Source organism: Blautia sp. NSJ-175, assembly GCF_022867815.1.
Lineage (GTDB): Bacteria > Bacillota > Clostridia > Lachnospirales > Lachnospiraceae > Blautia > Blautia celeris.
Genome location: NZ_JALIFQ010000005.1, coordinates 318581 through 334633, shown reverse-complemented (window position 1 = coordinate 334633; position 16053 = coordinate 318581). Strand labels below are relative to the sequence as shown.

17 protein-coding genes and 1 tRNA gene are annotated in these 16053 nt (G+C 48.8%); 15 read left to right on the top strand and 3 right to left on the bottom strand.

Annotation, left to right across the window (positions count from 1 at the left end; translation table 11 throughout):
* The first annotated feature begins 3 nt into the window (after nucleotides 1-3).
* The 8 genes from cysS (at nucleotide 4) to MUB35_RS10725 (ending at nucleotide 6448) form a co-directional block, all read left to right on the top strand.
* Nucleotides 4-1410 carry a cysteine--tRNA ligase gene (gene cysS / locus MUB35_RS10760; protein ID WP_033142579.1) on the top strand — a complete coding sequence of 469 codons (1407 nt, stop codon included), beginning with the start codon at nucleotides 4-6 and terminating at the stop codon, nucleotides 1408-1410.
* Nucleotides 1395-1844, top strand: a complete 450-nt coding sequence (locus MUB35_RS10755) for a Mini-ribonuclease 3 (RefSeq protein WP_033142580.1) — start codon at nucleotides 1395-1397, stop codon at nucleotides 1842-1844. Before cysS ends, MUB35_RS10755 begins: the two co-directional genes overlap by 16 nt.
* On the top strand, nucleotides 1819-2568 hold the full coding sequence (gene rlmB, locus MUB35_RS10750) for a 23S rRNA (guanosine(2251)-2'-O)-methyltransferase RlmB (protein WP_033142581.1): 750 nt from the start codon (nucleotides 1819-1821) through the stop codon (nucleotides 2566-2568). The genes MUB35_RS10755 and rlmB overlap by 26 nt, the downstream gene beginning before the upstream one ends.
* 3 nt (nucleotides 2569-2571) lie before the next feature.
* On the top strand, nucleotides 2572-3156 hold the full coding sequence (locus MUB35_RS10745; protein WP_148392182.1) for a sigma-70 family RNA polymerase sigma factor: 585 nt from the start codon (nucleotides 2572-2574) through the stop codon (nucleotides 3154-3156).
* A gap of 273 nt (nucleotides 3157-3429) precedes the next feature.
* Nucleotides 3430-4743, top strand: a complete 1314-nt coding sequence (locus MUB35_RS10740; RefSeq protein ID WP_244806188.1) for a hemolysin family protein — start codon at nucleotides 3430-3432, stop codon at nucleotides 4741-4743.
* Between the two features lie 56 nt (nucleotides 4744-4799).
* Entirely contained in the window at nucleotides 4800-5774 is a 975-nt protein-coding gene (locus MUB35_RS10735) for a D-2-hydroxyacid dehydrogenase (RefSeq protein WP_033142584.1), read from the top strand.
* Between the two features lie 198 nt (nucleotides 5775-5972).
* A tRNA-Thr gene (locus tag MUB35_RS10730) sits at nucleotides 5973-6045 on the top strand.
* A 94-nt stretch (nucleotides 6046-6139) separates the two neighbouring features.
* On the top strand, nucleotides 6140-6448 hold the full coding sequence (locus MUB35_RS10725) for a nucleoside triphosphate pyrophosphohydrolase (RefSeq protein WP_244806187.1): 309 nt from the start codon (nucleotides 6140-6142) through the stop codon (nucleotides 6446-6448).
* Nucleotides 6449-6496: 48 nt separating this feature from the next.
* Here MUB35_RS10725 and MUB35_RS10720 read toward each other — a convergent pair whose 3' ends face one another.
* The gene (locus tag MUB35_RS10720; RefSeq protein ID WP_148392187.1) at nucleotides 6497-7201 is read right to left on the bottom strand and encodes a FadR/GntR family transcriptional regulator; all 705 of its coding nucleotides are present in this window, start codon (nucleotides 7199-7201) and stop codon (nucleotides 6497-6499) included.
* An 81-nt stretch (nucleotides 7202-7282) separates the two neighbouring features.
* Nucleotides 7283-8005 (bottom strand): FadR/GntR family transcriptional regulator, encoded by a 723-nt coding sequence (locus tag MUB35_RS10715; RefSeq protein ID WP_033142597.1) that lies wholly within the window; start codon nucleotides 8003-8005, stop codon nucleotides 7283-7285.
* A gap of 271 nt (nucleotides 8006-8276) precedes the next feature.
* On the opposite strand from MUB35_RS10715, the gene MUB35_RS10710 reads away from it, so the two are divergent.
* The 7 genes from MUB35_RS10710 to MUB35_RS10680 all read left to right on the top strand — a co-directional run bounded on the left by MUB35_RS10710 (nucleotide 8277) and on the right by MUB35_RS10680 (nucleotide 14893).
* The gene (locus MUB35_RS10710) at nucleotides 8277-9356 is read left to right on the top strand and encodes a TRAP transporter substrate-binding protein (RefSeq protein ID WP_244806186.1); all 1080 of its coding nucleotides are present in this window, start codon (nucleotides 8277-8279) and stop codon (nucleotides 9354-9356) included.
* A gap of 18 nt (nucleotides 9357-9374) precedes the next feature.
* A complete protein-coding gene (locus tag MUB35_RS10705) occupies nucleotides 9375-9887 on the top strand; it encodes a TRAP transporter small permease (protein ID WP_033142599.1) in 513 nt (170 codons plus the stop codon).
* The gene (locus MUB35_RS10700) at nucleotides 9884-11167 is read left to right on the top strand and encodes a TRAP transporter large permease (protein WP_207727950.1); all 1284 of its coding nucleotides are present in this window, start codon (nucleotides 9884-9886) and stop codon (nucleotides 11165-11167) included. Before MUB35_RS10705 ends, MUB35_RS10700 begins: the two co-directional genes overlap by 4 nt.
* A gap of 42 nt (nucleotides 11168-11209) precedes the next feature.
* Nucleotides 11210-12031: a transketolase gene (locus MUB35_RS10695; RefSeq protein WP_244806185.1), complete on the top strand. Its 822-nt coding sequence runs from the start codon at nucleotides 11210-11212 to the stop codon at nucleotides 12029-12031.
* Complete coding sequence (locus tag MUB35_RS10690; protein WP_148392189.1) at nucleotides 12031-12963, top strand: transketolase family protein; 933 nt, start codon at nucleotides 12031-12033, stop codon at nucleotides 12961-12963. The genes MUB35_RS10695 and MUB35_RS10690 overlap by 1 nt, the downstream gene beginning before the upstream one ends.
* Before the next feature lie 65 nt (nucleotides 12964-13028).
* Complete coding sequence (locus MUB35_RS10685; RefSeq protein ID WP_033142941.1) at nucleotides 13029-13892, top strand: phosphogluconate dehydrogenase C-terminal domain-containing protein; 864 nt, start codon at nucleotides 13029-13031, stop codon at nucleotides 13890-13892.
* A gap of 35 nt (nucleotides 13893-13927) precedes the next feature.
* Nucleotides 13928-14893: a D-2-hydroxyacid dehydrogenase gene (locus tag MUB35_RS10680; protein ID WP_033142942.1), complete on the top strand. Its 966-nt coding sequence runs from the start codon at nucleotides 13928-13930 to the stop codon at nucleotides 14891-14893.
* Between the two features lie 134 nt (nucleotides 14894-15027).
* On the opposite strand, the gene arcC is transcribed toward MUB35_RS10680, so the two are convergent.
* Nucleotides 15028-15975 carry a carbamate kinase gene (gene arcC, locus MUB35_RS10675; protein ID WP_244806184.1) on the bottom strand — a complete coding sequence of 316 codons (948 nt, stop codon included), beginning with the start codon at nucleotides 15973-15975 and terminating at the stop codon, nucleotides 15028-15030.
* Between the last annotated feature and the right edge of the window lie 78 nt (nucleotides 15976-16053).

Below are 16053 nucleotides of genomic sequence, written 5' to 3'. Positions count from 1 at the left end.
GACATGAAGATTTACAATACCCTGACAAAGAGAAAAGAAGACTTCGTTCCCCTGGAGGAAGGAAAAGTAAAAATGTATGTGTGCGGTCCTACCGTATACAATTTTATCCACATCGGAAATGCCAGACCCATGATCGTCTTCGACACAGTGAGGAGATATATGGAGTACAAGGGATATGAAGTAAACTATGTATCCAATTTCACGGATGTGGATGACAAGATCATTGCAAAAGCCATTGAGGAGGGTGTACCTGCGGAAGAGATCTCCGAGCGCTATATCAAAGAGTGCAAAAAGGACATGGCTGATATGAATGTAAAGCCTGCTACCACACATCCCCTGGCAACCCAGGAGATAGACGGCATGATCGACATGATCCAGACTCTCATTGACAAAGGATTTGCCTATGCGGTGAACGGCACTGTCTACTTTCGGGTAAAGAATTTCAGCGAGTATGGAAAACTCTCCCACAAGAATCTGGATGACCTGCAGTCAGGATTCCGTTCTATCCAGGTATCAGGGGAGGACCAGAAGGAAGATCCCCTTGACTTTGTTCTCTGGAAGCCGAAAAAAGAAGGGGAGCCTTACTGGGTATCACCCTGGAGTGAGGGAAGGCCGGGCTGGCACATTGAGTGCTCTGTCATGTCTAAAAAATATCTGGGCGAGGAGATTGATATCCACGCAGGCGGTGAGGACCTGGTATTCCCGCACCACGAGAATGAAATTGCCCAGTCTGAGTGCTGCAACGGCAAAATCTTTGCAAAATACTGGATGCACAATGCATTCCTGAACATTGATAACAGAAAGATGTCAAAATCTCTGGGCAATTTCTTCACAGTCCGTGAGATCGGCGAGAAATATGACCTGCAGGTACTGCGCTTTTTCATGCTGAATGCCCATTACAGAAGTCCTTTAAACTTCAGTGCCGAGCTGATGGAGGCTTCCAAGAATGCGCTGGACCGTATTGTGACCTGCGTGGACCAGTTAAAGCATCTGCTTGAAAATGCCCGGGATGAAGAGCTTACGGAGGCGGAAAAGGCGCAGCTTCCGGAAATCGAAGGCCTTGTGAAGAAATATGAGGAGTCCATGGAAGATGACTTCAATACAGCAGATGCCATTGCGGCTGTTTTTGAGCTTGTAAAATTCACCAACACCCAGGCGGGAAGCGGCAGCACAAAAGCATTTGTAAAACTGCTCTTTGACAAGATCACAGGCCTGTGTGATGTACTTGGCCTGATCGTGAATAAAAAAGAAGAAGTGCTGGACTCTGTAGTGGAAGGCCTGATCGAGGAGCGCCAGGCAGCCAGAAAAGCAAAAGATTTCGCGCGGGCAGATGAGATCCGTGACCAGCTTGCCTCCATGGGCATCATCCTGAAGGATACAAGAGAAGGTGTACAATGGAAGAGAGCTTAAGAAAGTTAAAAGACATGTTCTGTCTGGAGGATACGGATATCAGAACGTATTCTCCCCTGACCCTGGCTTATATCGGGGACGCTATCTACGAGCTGGTGATCCGCACCATACTGGTGGAAAAGGGCAATACACAGGTGAATAAACTGCACAACCGGGCAAGCAGGCTTGTAAAGGCCTCTGCCCAGTCCTCCATGATCGAGAAGCTGAAACCGCATCTCACAGAGGAGGAGGCAGCCGTATTCAAGCGCGGCAGAAATGCGAAATCTTATACCATGGCGAAAAATGCCAGTATGTCAGATTACAGAAGAGCAACCGGTTTTGAGGCACTGATGGGATATCTGTATCTTACGGAGCAGTGGGACAGAATGCTGGAGCTGATAAAAACAGGTTTGGAAGAAGGAGAAGCAGATGGAAGAGAAATTCCAGGAGAGTAAAGTAGAGGGCCGCAATGCAGTGCTGGAGGCATTCCGTTCAGGCCGCGTGGTGGACAAGCTGTTTGTGCTGGAGCGATGTGAGGACGGTCCTGTCCGCACAATTTTAAGAGAGGCGAAAAAGCACGATACCATGGTGCGGTTCGTGAAAAAGGAGCGTCTGGACCAGATGTCAGAGACCGGAAAACACCAGGGAGTCATTGCCATGACAGCGGCCTATGACTACGCGGAAGTGGATGATATTCTGAATAAGGCCAGGGAAAAGGGAGAGGCTCCTTTTGTGGTGCTCCTTGACAACATCGAAGATCCCCACAACCTGGGAGCAATCATCCGTACTGCCAATCTGGCAGGCGCCCACGGAGTGATCATACCGAAAAACAGAGCAGTGGGCCTTACCGCCACCGTTGCCCGCACCTCAGCGGGAGCCCTGAATTACACGCCTGTGGCGAGAGTGACCAACATTGCCAGGACCATAGAGGAGCTGAAAAAAGAGGGACTGTGGTTTGTCTGCGCAGATATGGGCGGCACCAGCATGTACCAGCTTGATTTGAAAGGGCCGATCGGTCTTGTGATTGGAAATGAAGGGGAAGGCGTATCCCGCATGGTTAAGGAGAAATGCGACTTTGTGGCATCCATACCCATGAAAGGTGATATTGATTCCCTGAATGCTTCCGTGGCTGCGGGAGTTTTGGCTTATGAAATTGTGAGACAGCGGCTTTTGGGATAAAATATGGATAATTACGAACAGTTTACGGACGAAGAATTGATTGAGCGGCTGAGGGACGGTGAGCAGGAGCTGGAGGACTATCTCATGGAGAAATACAAGGGGATGGTACTGAAAAAGGCCCATGCCATGTTCATTGTGGGCGGCGAGCGGGAGGATCTGATCCAGGAGGGCATGATTGGCCTGTTCAGGGCCCTGAGAGATTACCAGCCGGGGAAAAGCGCCACCTTTGCCACCTTTGCCAACCTGTGTGTGGAGCGGCAGATCTATAAGGCCATAGAAATGTCGGGAAGGCTTAAAAATAAGCCGCTGAACTCCTACATTTCCCTCAGCGAGGAGGAAAGTCCCATTCTTGACAGTCTGGCCTTTGAGCAGCAGGACCCTGAGGCCATTGTCATTGACAGGGAGAACGTAAATGTCATGCAGGAGAAGATCCGGCAGCATCTGAGCCGTTTTGAAACCCGGGTGCTGGACTCTTATCTGGAAGGTATGACCTACACCCAGATTGCGGAGGCTATGGGGAAAAGCCCCAAGTCCATTGACAATGCCCTGCAGAGAATCCGGGGGAAGATCAGGGAATTCTTAGAGTGAACAGTCACAAAAGAACAGCATTGACAGGTGCGCGTTTTAGTGGTATCTTAATACACAATAAGAGGAAAGGATGTGATTGCGCACATGGAGGATAGCGACGATAGTGATAGTGCATTTAGCAGATTAGCTGCCCCATGTCGTATTATGGATAGATAAGGCGTGGTCTGTATACGGAGAGATCCGGATACAGGCTGTGCCTTTTTGTGTTTTTTCATACTTCCCATACAGATGGGGAGAAAGATTCCATAATACGATTTCAGGAGGTATAGGATAATGATAGGAGCTTTACTTTTACAGGTTGTTTTGATATTTTTAAATGCGACTTTTGCCAGTGCGGAGATCGCGGTGATCTCTATGAATGAGACACGGCTGCGCAAGCTGACTGCGGATGGGGATAAGAGGGCTGTGAAGCTGTTTGCCCTGACGGAACAGCCCGCCAGATTTTTAGCCACCATTCAGGTTGCCATCACGCTGGCAGGACTGCTGGGAAGTGCGTTTGCAGCGGAAAACTTTGCCGGACCCCTGGTGGGGTGGCTGACGGCAGCAGGGGTGGCCATTCCGGAATCCGTGCTGAAATCCATTGCCGTATTTTTGATCACACTGATACTGGCTTATTTTAACCTGGTATTCGGAGAGCTGGTTCCAAAGCGTATTGCCATGAAAAAGGCGGATTCCATGGCACTGTCCATGTCGGGCATGCTTTATGGAGTGTCCAGGGCATTTGCGCCGCTGGTATTTCTCTTGACAGTATCCACGAACCTGATTCTGAAGCTGATGGGTATTAACCCGGAGGAAGAGGAGGAGAAGGTTTCTGAGGAGGAGATCCGTATGCTTCTCATGGAGGGAAATGCCCAGGGAACCATTGATGCCCGGGAAAATGAGATGATACAGAATATATTTGATTTTGACGATATGGATGCGGAACAGATCTGTACCCACCGTATTGATGTGGATGCGCTGTATCTGGAAGATGATATGGCAGAGTGGGAGGATATGATAAGACGTACCCGCCATTCCTTTTATCCTGTGTGCGGTGAGAGCTGTGACGATATTGTGGGTATTTTGGATACCAGAGATTATTTCCGCATGGAGGACAGGTCGCGTGAGGCTGTCATGGAGCAGGCTGTGGATAAGGCCTGGTTTGTGCCGGACGGCATGAAGGCAGATGTGCTTTTTTCCAATATGAAGAAGAACAGGACATATTTTGCCGTGCTGGTGGACGAATACGGCGGTGTTTCCGGCATCATCACGCTTCATGACCTGATGGAGGCCCTGGTAGGGGAGCTGTGCGAGGAGGAGGAAGCGCTGCGCCCCAGGGAAATTGAGAAGATCAGTGACAAGGAGTGGAAGGTACAGGGCTGTGCCCCGCTGGACGATGTGGCGGAGGCGCTGGGTGTTCATCTTCCCACAGACACGTATGACACATTCAACGGATTTATCTGCAGCATCATAGGAAGGGTGCCGAAAAACGGCGAGAGATTTGAATGTGAATTTTCAGGCGTGCGGGTCCTGGTCCACTCTGTGGAAAATCACAGAATCGGCACTACCACACTCCATTTGATTGACGAAAATCCTTTGCCCTGTTAAAATAGTAATAATTAAAACATTAAAGTGTTACAGCAGAAAGAACGGGAGGTAGCAACATGAGGGAAAAAACAATTCTGGTAGTGATACCTGTGAGAGAAGAACATAGAGAGCTTCTGGAGGAGGCGGCACCGGGGAATCATTTTGTATATTCCTCGATCAGGGAAGTGAGCAGGGAACAGGTGCAGGAGGCGGATATCATTCTGGGAAATGTCCCGGCAGATAAAATCGGAGCTTCCAAAAAACTACAGTGGCTGCAGTTAAACTCTGCCGGAGCTGACGCTTATACAGGCCAGGGCATTCTGGATGAAAATACAGTTGTCACAACAGCAAACGGAGCCTACGGAAAGACTGTTTCCGAGCATATGTTTGCCATGCTGTTAGCCATGCAGAAGAAACTGCATCTCTACCGTGACAGTCAGAATAAGCATATCTGGGACGAACACGGAACCGTGACTTCCATTGCGGACTCTACAGTGCTGATCTTCGGAATGGGGGATATCGGCCGCCACTTTGCCAAGATGGCCCATGCCCTGGGCGCTTATGTCATTGGTGTGAAGAAAAGTCCGGGTAACTGCCCGGAGTACATTGATGAGCCGCATCTGATGAAGGACTGCAGAGAACTGCTGCCCCATGCCGATGTGGTGGTCTCCTTCCTGCCCAGTACACCGGAGACGAGGGGCCTGTTTGACAAGGAACTGTTCCATCTCATGAAGCCGGGTGCCTTCTTTTTGAACGGCGGCCGCGGCGATGCGGTCTGTACAGAGGACCTCTGCGATGTGCTGGATGAGGGCCGTCTGGCAGGCGTGGCCCTGGACGTGACAAAACCTGAGCCGCTTCCGGCTGACCACAGACTGTGGGATTATCCCAATGTATTTATCACGCCCCATGTGTCAGGCTTCTATCACCTTCCGGAAACCCTGGATAAGGTGGTAAATATCTGCACAGAGAACCTGAAACGGTACATGCAGGGACAGAAGCTCAGAAACATCATGGATTTCCAGGCAGGCTACTGCAGCGGAAACAAAAAATAAAGCGCTGCATTGATAAACAGCAGTGACAATATGACCTGTGCGGTGCACAAACCGGGCACCGCACAGGGGGCATATTACACCGTTCTGGCTGCTGCGACAAAAAAATAAAAAAGTTTTCAAAAATATCTTGACATTTGACACAACTTTTGTTAGAATTCTTAATTGTGATGACGAGTTACACAGCACATCACTAGGAATGCTGCCTTGGCTCAGTTGGTAGAGCGTCGCCTTGGTAAGGCGGAGGTCGGCGGTTCAAATCCGCTAGGCAGCTCGATGAAAACCCTTGAATTTTCAAGGGTTTTTTTGTTATTTACGGAAAATGAAAACCGTCCGGAGGGGACGGTGTGTTTATACGGAGGTGCGTAATGAAAATCTTTAATAAACTGGTGCGGGATAAAATTCCGGATATCATAAGAGAGGGAGGCGGAATACCCCATACAGAAATTTTGTCCGCGGCTGCATACATAACAGAGCTTGACAAGAAGCTGGATGAGGAGATTGCAGAATACCAGGAGAGCAAGGAGCTGGAAGAGCTCGCCGACGCCCTGGAGGTCATCTATGCCATATGCGAAGCCAGAGGATATACCGTGGAAAAACTGCAGGAAGTCCGAGAAGAAAAACGGCGGCTGCGGGGCGGGTTTGAGAAACGGGTTTTGTTGGTTTCCAGGGATTGAGAGAAAAGCAAAAGAGCCGTCCGCTTTTAAGCCGGATGGCTCTTTTGATCAGGCGTCCTGAAGTTTAAACCAAACCTCCACCGTCCTGTCCACAACTTCATCAATCCTGGTGTGATCCCTTTTCTCAATGACCTCATAAACCGCCATATGGGTATTGTACACATACTCCCCATTCTGATGCTTGTGGGTATTGGTGATAGAAGCCTGCATAAAATCCATGACAAAAGCATAAATCCTGGCAGCAATCTGGTTATGGCAGGCAAGTCCTAAGAGGCGGTGAAAATCCAGATCATTTTCTGTTATTTTAGACTGGGGAGCACCGCTGTCGATCAGCGCTTTTAACTCTTCCAGGTTTTCTGCAAGCTTTTTGCGTTCTGCGGCATTCTCGTCATAGTGCTCCAGAATCAATTCAAGAATATCGGTCTCGAATATTTTCCGGAATTCATAGAGATTGGAGATGTCAGGATTGGACACGAAAAAGCTGAACAGAAGAGAGTCAATCAGCTCATTTCCCGGTGTTTCACAGACATAAGTGCCGTTACCCACCCGGATGTCCACCAGCCCGAAGGCTGACAGGATTTTCATGGCTTCCCTTACGGAACCTCGGCTGACACCTAATCCTTCGGAAATTTCCAGTTCATTGGGGAGCTTATCCCCCGGTTTCAGACGCCTTTCCATCAATAACTGCTTGATACTGTTCACTACAATATCTACAGCAGATTCACGCTTGCTGGCCTCAAACAAATTACTCATAATGTATTCCACCCCGATCGTTGTTAATTATAGTTATTCTATCAAAAAAAACATAATACGTCAAACAAATGGCGGAAATCCTTATTCTCCCCATGGATTCAGGGAAGGCTGGAGTATGGACCAGGTATCTACGGATTTTGTGATGGCTTCATCAATTCTGCCCGCGTCTTTTGATTCGATCAAATCCACAATATCGCGATGAATTTCATAGACAATCTCTCCGCTGCGGCCCTTATGGGTGGCAGCAATGGAGGGTTCCATAAAGTCTATGATAAAATTATAAACCCGTTCAGCCAGGAGATTTTTGGATGCCTGGCCTAAAATTCTGTGGAATTCCAGGTCGTTTTCTGACAGCTTTTTGTCGGATGCGCCGTTGGCCATCAGGCGCTCTAACTGCTCCAGATTATCACGGAGCGCTTTTCTCTCTTTTCCATTGTCATCGTAGTGTTCCAGAATCATAGTAAGAATATCGTTTTCAAAGATATGTCGGAACTCATAGAGGTCATCAATCTGCGGATTGGAGATAAAGAAACTGAACAGAAGGGAATCCATAGTGGTATTTCCCGGTGTTTCACAGACATAAGTACCGTTGCCCACCCGGATATCCACCAGTCCGAAAGCAGAAAGAATCTTCATCGCCTCCCGGACGGACCCGCGGCTCACCCGCAGTTCTTCGGATATCTCCAACTCACTGGGAAGTTTATCGCCTGGTTTTAAGGTCCTTTCCATTAAGAGCTGTTTAATACTGTTTACAACCAGATCGACAGCGGATTCCCGTTTGCTTGCTTCAAATAAATTACTCAAATATTCACCTCCGAATCTATTATTATTCTCAAAAGTCAAAAATGTTTAGTTGTTGTAACTATCTTATCATGGGGAATCATCATACGTCAAATATTAGATATAAGATATTATGCATAAGATTTCCATGGGTAATTTATTTATATTTAACAAAATACACATATAATAGAAAAAAGTTTGGAAAATTCATTGACAAATCAGTCGATAAATGATATACATAAAACATCAGATGTTTAACGAACGACAAATGAAATGAGAGAAAAGGAGAATGGACATGAAAAACAAGATCTTAGCAGCAATTCTGACTGTAACATTGGCAGGCGTTATGACTGCATGTGGAAATAACGGCGGAGGAGGAAACGCAGATGCCTCTGTGACGCAGTCCTCCAAAAGTACATCCGACAGCGGGACGAAAAGTGAAGACACCATGCTTGGGGCGGACAGCGCCACACTGCGCCTGAAGGTGGGAACCACCACAGCTCCCGAAGGTCATTATGTGAAAGGTCTGCAGGAAATGCAGAAGCTGTTGGAGGAGTACAGCGACGGTGAGATGACACTTGATATCTATCCAAACTCCCAGTTGGGAAATGAAAGAGACATGATGGAAAATGTGGGGATGGGAGTACAGGAGATGTGCCTCATATCCACAGGACCCATACCGAACTTTGTCTCTGACTTTGCGGTGCTGGACCTCCCTTACTTATTTGAAGATGAACAACATGCCTATGAAGTATTGGACGGTGAAATCGGAACTTCCCTTCTGGGTCAGCTGGAGAGCCAGGGAATCAGGGGCGTTGGCTTCTGGGAGAATGGTTTCCGTGAGGTGACCAACGACAAAAAGGAGATCAAAACACCGGAAGACTTAAAAGGAATGAAGATCCGTACCATGGAAAACAGCGTACATATGGCAACCTACCAGACATTGGGTGCCACAGCAACACCAATGGCATGGAGTGAGATCTTCACAGCGCTTCAGCAGGGAACCGTGGACGGACAGGAAAACCCCATTGCCATCATAGAATCCGCCAAGGTGTATGAAGTGCAGAAATACGTTTCCATGATTGATATTTTCTATTCCCCCTGTGTGCTGATGATCGCCCAGAGTACCTACGATGGGTTTACGGATGCACAGAAGGAAGCTTTCGACAAAGCAGCAGAGGAGGCAAAGGATTATCAGAGGGAATACAGCAGCAGCTATAATGAAGAAGCAATTGAAAACATGAAAGAAGCAGGCGTTACGGTGACAGAAGTGGATAAAGAAGTGTGGAAGAGTGCAGCGGATGCGGTCTATGACCAGTTGGACAGCCTGAAGCTGAACAAGGAGCTGGTAGAGAAAATTCAGTCATCTAACTAAACAGAAGGAGTGGACATTTTGGAAAAGCTATTTAACGGACTAAAGAAAGCGGAAGAAATACTTCTGGTAGTGTTAATGGTTATTATGTGCGCAGTTATATTTATTGCCACAGTGGCACGTTTCACCGGTTTGTTTGTGATCCCATGGGCAGAAGAGCTGGCAAGGTACTGTATGATATGGGTGATTTTTCTCGGAATCGGTGTTGCGGCATGCAATGGGGAACATTTCTGCGTGGAGGCCCTGGAGTTGTTCTGCTCCGGGACAGTGCTGAAAATCATTTATGTGCTGGACTCTGTCCTGGTGGTTGCGTTCAGTATCTTCGCTTCCTATTATGGAGTGACCATTCTGCAGAAACAGATGGCAAGCGGGCAGGTGACGCCGAGCCTTCGGTGGCCTATGTGGATCATGTATCTCTCCATTCCTCTGGGATTGATCCTTATGGCTCTCTGCTACGCATGGCATACATTTGAGAAGGTCACGGGAAAAGAAAAACCAGAAGAGATTGGGCAGAAGGAGGAAGAGAAAAAATGATTATAGGAATGTTGTTCGGAGTTTTATTTGTCATGCTGTTTCTGGGAGTCCCCATTGCCATCTGCCTGGGAATAGCCGTGTGCGTGGCGATCGTAGCCAGCGGGAACCTGAATCTGCTCCCTGCAGTTGCCCAGAGAATGTTTACCCAGGCGGATAATTTTACTCTGATGGCTGTTCCCTTCTTTATACTGGCCGGAAACATTATGGAAAAGGGAGGCATTTCCAAACGGCTCATAGATTTTATTGAAATACTGATGAGAAGAATACCCGGGCGTCTGTCCTGTATCACAGTCGTGGCCTCCGCGTTCTTTGGTGCCATCTCCGGTTCCAATCCGGCAACAGTCGCTGCCATCGGCGGTATCACAGTTCCGAGGATGAAGCAGAAGGGGTACCCGGAAGATGTGGCTGCAGCCGTTGCAGCATCCGGCGGAACACTGGGAGTTGTCATTCCGCCCAGTATTCCCATGGTAACTTATGCGGTGACAGCATCCGTATCTGTGGGAACCATGTTCATGGCAGGTGTCATTCCGGGGCTTTTGCTTGCGGCAGTGCTGATCGCAACCAATATTGTGATCTGTAAAAAATACGACGCCGCAGAGAATGGCAAGGTTACTTTAAAAGCCTTTGCTCACTCTTTTAAAGAGGCACTCCTCGCCATTTTTATGCCTGTGATCATTCTGGGAGGCATTTACGGCGGTTTATTTACACCTACGGAATCCGCGGCGGTTGCCTGTGTGTATGCTTTTATCATCAGTGTATTTGTATATAAAGAACTGACATTAAAGGATATCTACGAGATTTTCCGTAAATCTACCGTGAGTTCAGCGGTGGTATTGTTTGTGGTCAGCATGTCAGCACCCTTTGCCTGGTTTATGACGAACCAGAATATCCCCACTTTTATCGCGTCCAGCGTACTGGGCCTGTTTACCAATAAAGTGGCACTGCTGCTGATGATCAATGTGATCCTGCTGTTTTTGGGATGTTTCCTGGAGACACAGTCCATCATTCTGCTGGTAACCCCGATTCTGCTGCCCATTGCAGCTTCCCTGGGATTATCACCAGTCGCTTTAGGTATCATCATTATTATCAATACCTCCATCGGTATGATCACACCGCCGATGGCAGTGAACCTGTTTGTCGCTTCGGGTATAGCCAATACCAGTATAGGGAAGATCAGTAAACGGATTATTCCCTACCTGTGCATTGAAGTGGCAACACTGCTGGTAATGACCTTCATTCCGGCAATTATCACCTGGCTTCCGGGTATTATGGGAGTTTGATAGTAACTGATAAAATATATAAAAATTCAAGGAGGTTTTCGTATGAACAGCGCAGAACTGAAACAGGTGGCAGATCATCTTCGGATGACAGCCGTGGATATGGTCTATAAAGGAAAGGACGGACATCCGGGCCCGGCACTGTCAATAGCGGACATTATGGCAGTCCTCTTCTTCGATGAGATGAGAATAGATCCTGCCAACCCCGACTGGGAGGACAGAGACCGTTTTATCCTGTCAAAAGGCCATGCATGCCCTATTTACTATGCGGCATTATCTGAGAGAGGTTATTTCGGAGAGAAAATTAAGGACTTTAAGCTGAGAGCACTGGGAAGTAAATTCCAGGGGCATCCGGTCATGAACAAGACAAAAGGTGTGGATATGACATCCGGCTCCCTGGGGAACGGCATTTCCATCGCCGGAGGTATGGCACTGGCGGGAAAATACAGAAGGAAAGACTACAATGTGTATGTGATTGCCGGGGACGGTGAGCTTCAGGAGGGTGTGTGCTGGGAGGGAATCAATTCCGCAGCGGCCCACAAGCTTGATAACCTGATCGTATTCGTGGACAAGAACGGATGGCAGAGCGGTGCTTCTGTACAGGAGACCATTGGCTCCAACAATATAAAAGAGCGTTTTGAGGCGTTCCAGTGGGATGCCCAGGAGATTGACGGCCACGACGCGGACGCGATCAAAGCGGCCATTGCAAAAGCAAAAGAGACAAAGGGAAAACCAAGTGTCATTGTATGCGACTGTGTGAAGGGAAAAGGACTCTCCTTTATGGAAAATGATAACGCATGGCACAAGGGCGTTCCCACAGAGGAACAGTATCAGCAGGCAGTAAAAGAATTAGGAGGTGCAGAATAATGGCAGAATTCAAGGGAACGCGGGAGGCCTTTGCTGCGGCGCTTATAGATCTGGCAGCAAATGACGATAAGATCATGTTTGTTTCACCCGACTCATTAAAAGCGATGCGTGCAACAAAATTTGCAGAGCTGTATCCTGAGCAGTATGTGGAAGTGGGAATATCAGAGCAGAATGCAGTGGACACCGCAGCAGGTCTGGCGGCGGCAGGATTGACCCCTTTTGTAGGTACATATGCAGGGTTTATGACCATGCGTGCCTGTGAGCAGATGCGCACCTTTGTTGCGTATCCGAATCTGAACGTAAAGTTTGTGGGCATCAATTCCGGCCTTTTGGGAGGCGAGAGAGAGGGGGTTACCCATCAGTTCTATGAAGACCTGGGGATCCTTTCCAACATTCCCAATTACACGATCCTGACTCCGGCAGACGGTTACCAGACATACAAAGCAGTACAGATGGCAGCTAAGATCAATGGACCTGTATATGTAAGGGCAGGCAGCGGAAGAGAGGCAAATGTGTATGAAAAAGACGCACCCTTCTCTTCGGACGGCATTACTGTCTTAAGAGAATACGGAAATGACACACTTCTGTTATCCAGCGGATTTGTTCTGGACCGTGTCCTGGCAGCAGCGGATCTGTTAAAAGAGCAGGGTGTAAATGTAACGGTTGGGGATATTAACATCTTATATGGAAAGAATCCGGAGAAGATCATTGAGGCTATCAGGAAAGCGGAGAAGATCGTGACAGTGGAGGACCACAATATTAACGGCGGTCTGGGTGCATACATAAGCAGGCTTTCAGCAGAGAACGCGCCGAAATTCGTAAAACGCATAGGTCTAACCACTTTCGGGGAATCCGGCCCTGCAAAAGAGCTGGCTGATGCCTATGGATTCTCTCCCGAGAACATTGCAAAGACAGTAAAAGAAAATCTGTAACAGGCAGGATCGTTCCGGACAGGAATGAAAGACAGAATATAGGAATTGGAAAAGAGGAAAATAAAATGAGTAAAATCGTAGTTAGTGTAATCGGTGCAGGCGGTAAAATGGGAACAAGGACAAGCAACAATCTGGCAAAGAAACCGGAAGAATTTGAGCTGCTTCTGGTGGAAGCCACGGACGCGGGAATTAAGAGCATCAAAGAAAGGGGATTTGAGCCTGTTCCTGTGGAGGAGGCCCTGGCAAAGGCTGATGTGGTGGTATTTGCTGTGCCGGATACTCTGATCGGCAAACTCTCCGCTGTTTATGTGCCACAGTTAAAACCGGGAACCGGATTCATTATCCTGGACCCTGCAGCAGCGGTTGCAAGAGAACTGACCCTGAGAGAAGACTGCACGTTTGGTGTGGCTCATCCCTGCCACCCGTCCTATTTCCTGGATCAGGATACCTTTGAGGCGCGCCAGGACCGCTTTGGCGGAATGGGCGGAAAACAGGACATTGTCATGTCAAAAATCCAGGGCGATGATGACCGTTTTGCCCAGTGTGTGGAGGTGGCAAAACAGATGTATGCCCCTGTGGAGCATGCATATGTCATGTCCTCAGAGCAGATCGCATTTTTGGAGCCGACCCTTGTGGAGCTTTTGGGAGCCACCTGTCTGTATGCCATGGCGGAGACCGTGGAGGAAGCAGTGAAGAGGGGAATACCCAAGGAGGCAGCAGTCTCCTTCCTGACAGGCCATATTTATAATCTGTCCGCAAACTTCCTGGGATATATTCCCGGAAATCCGCCGGTTTCAGATGCCTGCAAAGTGGCGATCGGACTGGGGAACCGTCTGGTCATGAGGGAAAACTGGAAAGATATCTGGAAAGATGAAGTGCTGGATAAGGTCATTGCCACTATGCTGCATCCGGAGAATCCACAGATCTGACACAAAGAAGCTTTTTTGGAAAGGAAGAAATGAGTATGAAAATTGTTGTTTTGGACGGTTATACGGAAAATCCGGGAGATTTATCCTGGAAAGATATGGAGGCACTGGGGGAACTGACGGTTTATGACCGCACATCCCTTACGGATATGCAGGAGGTCATAGACAGGATCGGTGATGCGGAGGCTGTTATAACCAATAAAACACCGCTTCCCAGGGAAGTGTTTGATGCCTGCAGAAATATCAGGTATGTGGGAGTCCTTGCCACTGGATACAATGTGGTAGATGTGGAAACGGCAAAGGAGAGAGGCATTCCGGTGTGCAACATTCCAACCTATGGTACAGCGGCTGTGGGACAGTTTGCCATTGCCCTGCTGCTGGAAATCTGCCATCACATCGGTCATCATGACAAAGCTGTCCATGAGGGCAGATGGGAAAATAATCCTGACTGGTGCTTCTGGGATTATCCGCTGATCGAGTTGGCTGACAAGACCATGGGTATCGTGGGATTCGGAAGAATCGGACAGGCAACAGGGCGTATTGCCAAGGCTCTTGGAATGAAGGTCATTGCCAATGATGAATACCCGAATGACAGCGGGAGAGAGATCGCGGAATATGTGACCAGGGACGAGTTATTTGCCAGGTCGGACGTGATCGCCCTGCACTGCCCTCTGTTTCCCTCCACACAGGGGCTGGTGAACAAGGAGAGTATCGCAAGGATGAAAGACGGCGTGATCATTATCAATAATTCCAGAGGGCCGCTGATCGTGGAAGAGGATCTAAAAGATGCGCTGAACAGCGGTAAAGTTGCCGGTGCCGGTTTGGATGTGGTATCCACTGAACCCATCAGAGGGGACAACCCGCTGCTTAAGGCAAAGAATTGTATCATTACACCGCATATTTCCTGGGCGCCGAGAGAATCCAGACAGAGGCTCATGGATATTGCAGTGGAGGACCTGAAAGCATTTGTGGAGGGTCATCCCATAAATGTGGTAAATAAGTAAAATTCAGAAATATCAACCTAATAAAGTGATTCCGATAACATCCCCGGGTACTGCCATGTCCGGGGATGTCTGTAAAAAAACACCCGGCAGGCACAAAGCGGAGAAATGAGCCTTCCGGGTGTTTTTATCTGCAGTCACAGTCTGTCGCAGATGACAGTTCCTGTTCTGCCTTCAATTCCGTCTTTTGCTTTCTGAAGCAGAGTGATCAGAGCTTTTCTCCCCGGCTTCGAGGAAGCGAAGTCAATGGCTGCTTCCACCTTGGGAAGCATGGAGCCGGGGGCAAGCTGTCCCTCCCGGGCATATTTCTTGGCCTCAGAGGTGGAGACAGCGGACAGCCAGGTCTCATCCTCTTTGCCGAAATTGATGGCTACTTTTTCCACGGCTGTAAGGATGATGAGATAGTCAGCATCCAGTTCCTTAGCCAGCAGGCAGCTTGCAAAGTCCTTGTCGATCACTGCGCTGGCGCCTTTTAAGTGGTTTCCCTTCAGCGTCACGGGGATTCCGCCGCCGCCGCAGGCTATGACAACTTCACCGGAGTCCACCAGGGAGCGGATCGCGCCGATCTCCACGATCTCCTGAGGTTTCGGGGAGGCGACGAAGCGGCGCCAGCCTCTGCCTGCATCCTCACGCATGATGTGGCCGTATTTTTCGGCAATGACCTTTGCCTCCTCCTCGCCCAAAAACTTTCCGATCGGCTTGGAAGGAGAGGAAAATGCCGGATCATCTTCATTGACACGTACCTGTGTGACCATGGTGGATACGGGAATGTTGTCAATACCCCGGTTCAGCAGTTCTTCCCGGAGCGCATTCTGCAGATCATATCCGATATAAGCCTGGCTCATGGCAACGCAGACCGAAAGCGGAGTGTTGGGCTGTGCTGCGTCTTCCCTTGAAAGGGCAGCCATGGCATTGTTGATCATGCCCACCTGAGGGCCGTTGCCGTGTGTGATAATGACCTGGTGGCCCTCCTCGATCAGGTCTACAATGGCTTTGGCTGTCACTTTCACAGCCGCCATCTGTTCCGGAAGGGTATTGCCCAGGGCATTGCCGCCCAGAGCGATAACGATTTTTTGTTTCTGCATAGTAAAAACCCCCTGTTCTTACAATTGACATTTTGAAAAGAGAAAGGGACAGGGTAATGGTGTCCTGACCCCGTCCCG

Excerpts from the sequence above, each read along its gene's own strand:
- cysS (WP_033142579.1), top strand. The coding sequence starts at position 4 with ATGAAGATTTACAATACCCTGACAAAGAGAAAAGAAGACTTCGTTCCC.
- MUB35_RS10755 (WP_033142580.1), top strand. The coding sequence starts at position 1,395 with ATGGAAGAGAGCTTAAGAAAGTTAAAAGACATGTTCTGTCTGGAGGAT.
- rlmB (WP_033142581.1), top strand. The coding sequence starts at position 1,819 with ATGGAAGAGAAATTCCAGGAGAGTAAAGTAGAGGGCCGCAATGCAGTG.
- MUB35_RS10745 (WP_148392182.1), top strand. The coding sequence starts at position 2,572 with ATGGATAATTACGAACAGTTTACGGACGAAGAATTGATTGAGCGGCTG.
- MUB35_RS10740 (WP_244806188.1), top strand. The coding sequence starts at position 3,430 with ATGATAGGAGCTTTACTTTTACAGGTTGTTTTGATATTTTTAAATGCG.
- MUB35_RS10735 (WP_033142584.1), top strand. The coding sequence starts at position 4,800 with ATGAGGGAAAAAACAATTCTGGTAGTGATACCTGTGAGAGAAGAACAT.
- MUB35_RS10725 (WP_244806187.1), top strand. The coding sequence starts at position 6,140 with ATGAAAATCTTTAATAAACTGGTGCGGGATAAAATTCCGGATATCATA.
- MUB35_RS10720 (WP_148392187.1), bottom strand. The coding sequence starts at position 7,201 with ATGAGTAATTTGTTTGAGGCCAGCAAGCGTGAATCTGCTGTAGATATT.
- MUB35_RS10710 (WP_244806186.1), top strand. The coding sequence starts at position 8,277 with ATGAAAAACAAGATCTTAGCAGCAATTCTGACTGTAACATTGGCAGGC.
- MUB35_RS10700 (WP_207727950.1), top strand. The coding sequence starts at position 9,884 with ATGATTATAGGAATGTTGTTCGGAGTTTTATTTGTCATGCTGTTTCTG.
- MUB35_RS10695 (WP_244806185.1), top strand. The coding sequence starts at position 11,210 with ATGAACAGCGCAGAACTGAAACAGGTGGCAGATCATCTTCGGATGACA.
- MUB35_RS10690 (WP_148392189.1), top strand. The coding sequence starts at position 12,031 with ATGGCAGAATTCAAGGGAACGCGGGAGGCCTTTGCTGCGGCGCTTATA.
- MUB35_RS10685 (WP_033142941.1), top strand. The coding sequence starts at position 13,029 with ATGAGTAAAATCGTAGTTAGTGTAATCGGTGCAGGCGGTAAAATGGGA.
- MUB35_RS10680 (WP_033142942.1), top strand. The coding sequence starts at position 13,928 with ATGAAAATTGTTGTTTTGGACGGTTATACGGAAAATCCGGGAGATTTA.
- arcC (WP_244806184.1), bottom strand. The coding sequence starts at position 15,975 with ATGCAGAAACAAAAAATCGTTATCGCTCTGGGCGGCAATGCCCTGGGC.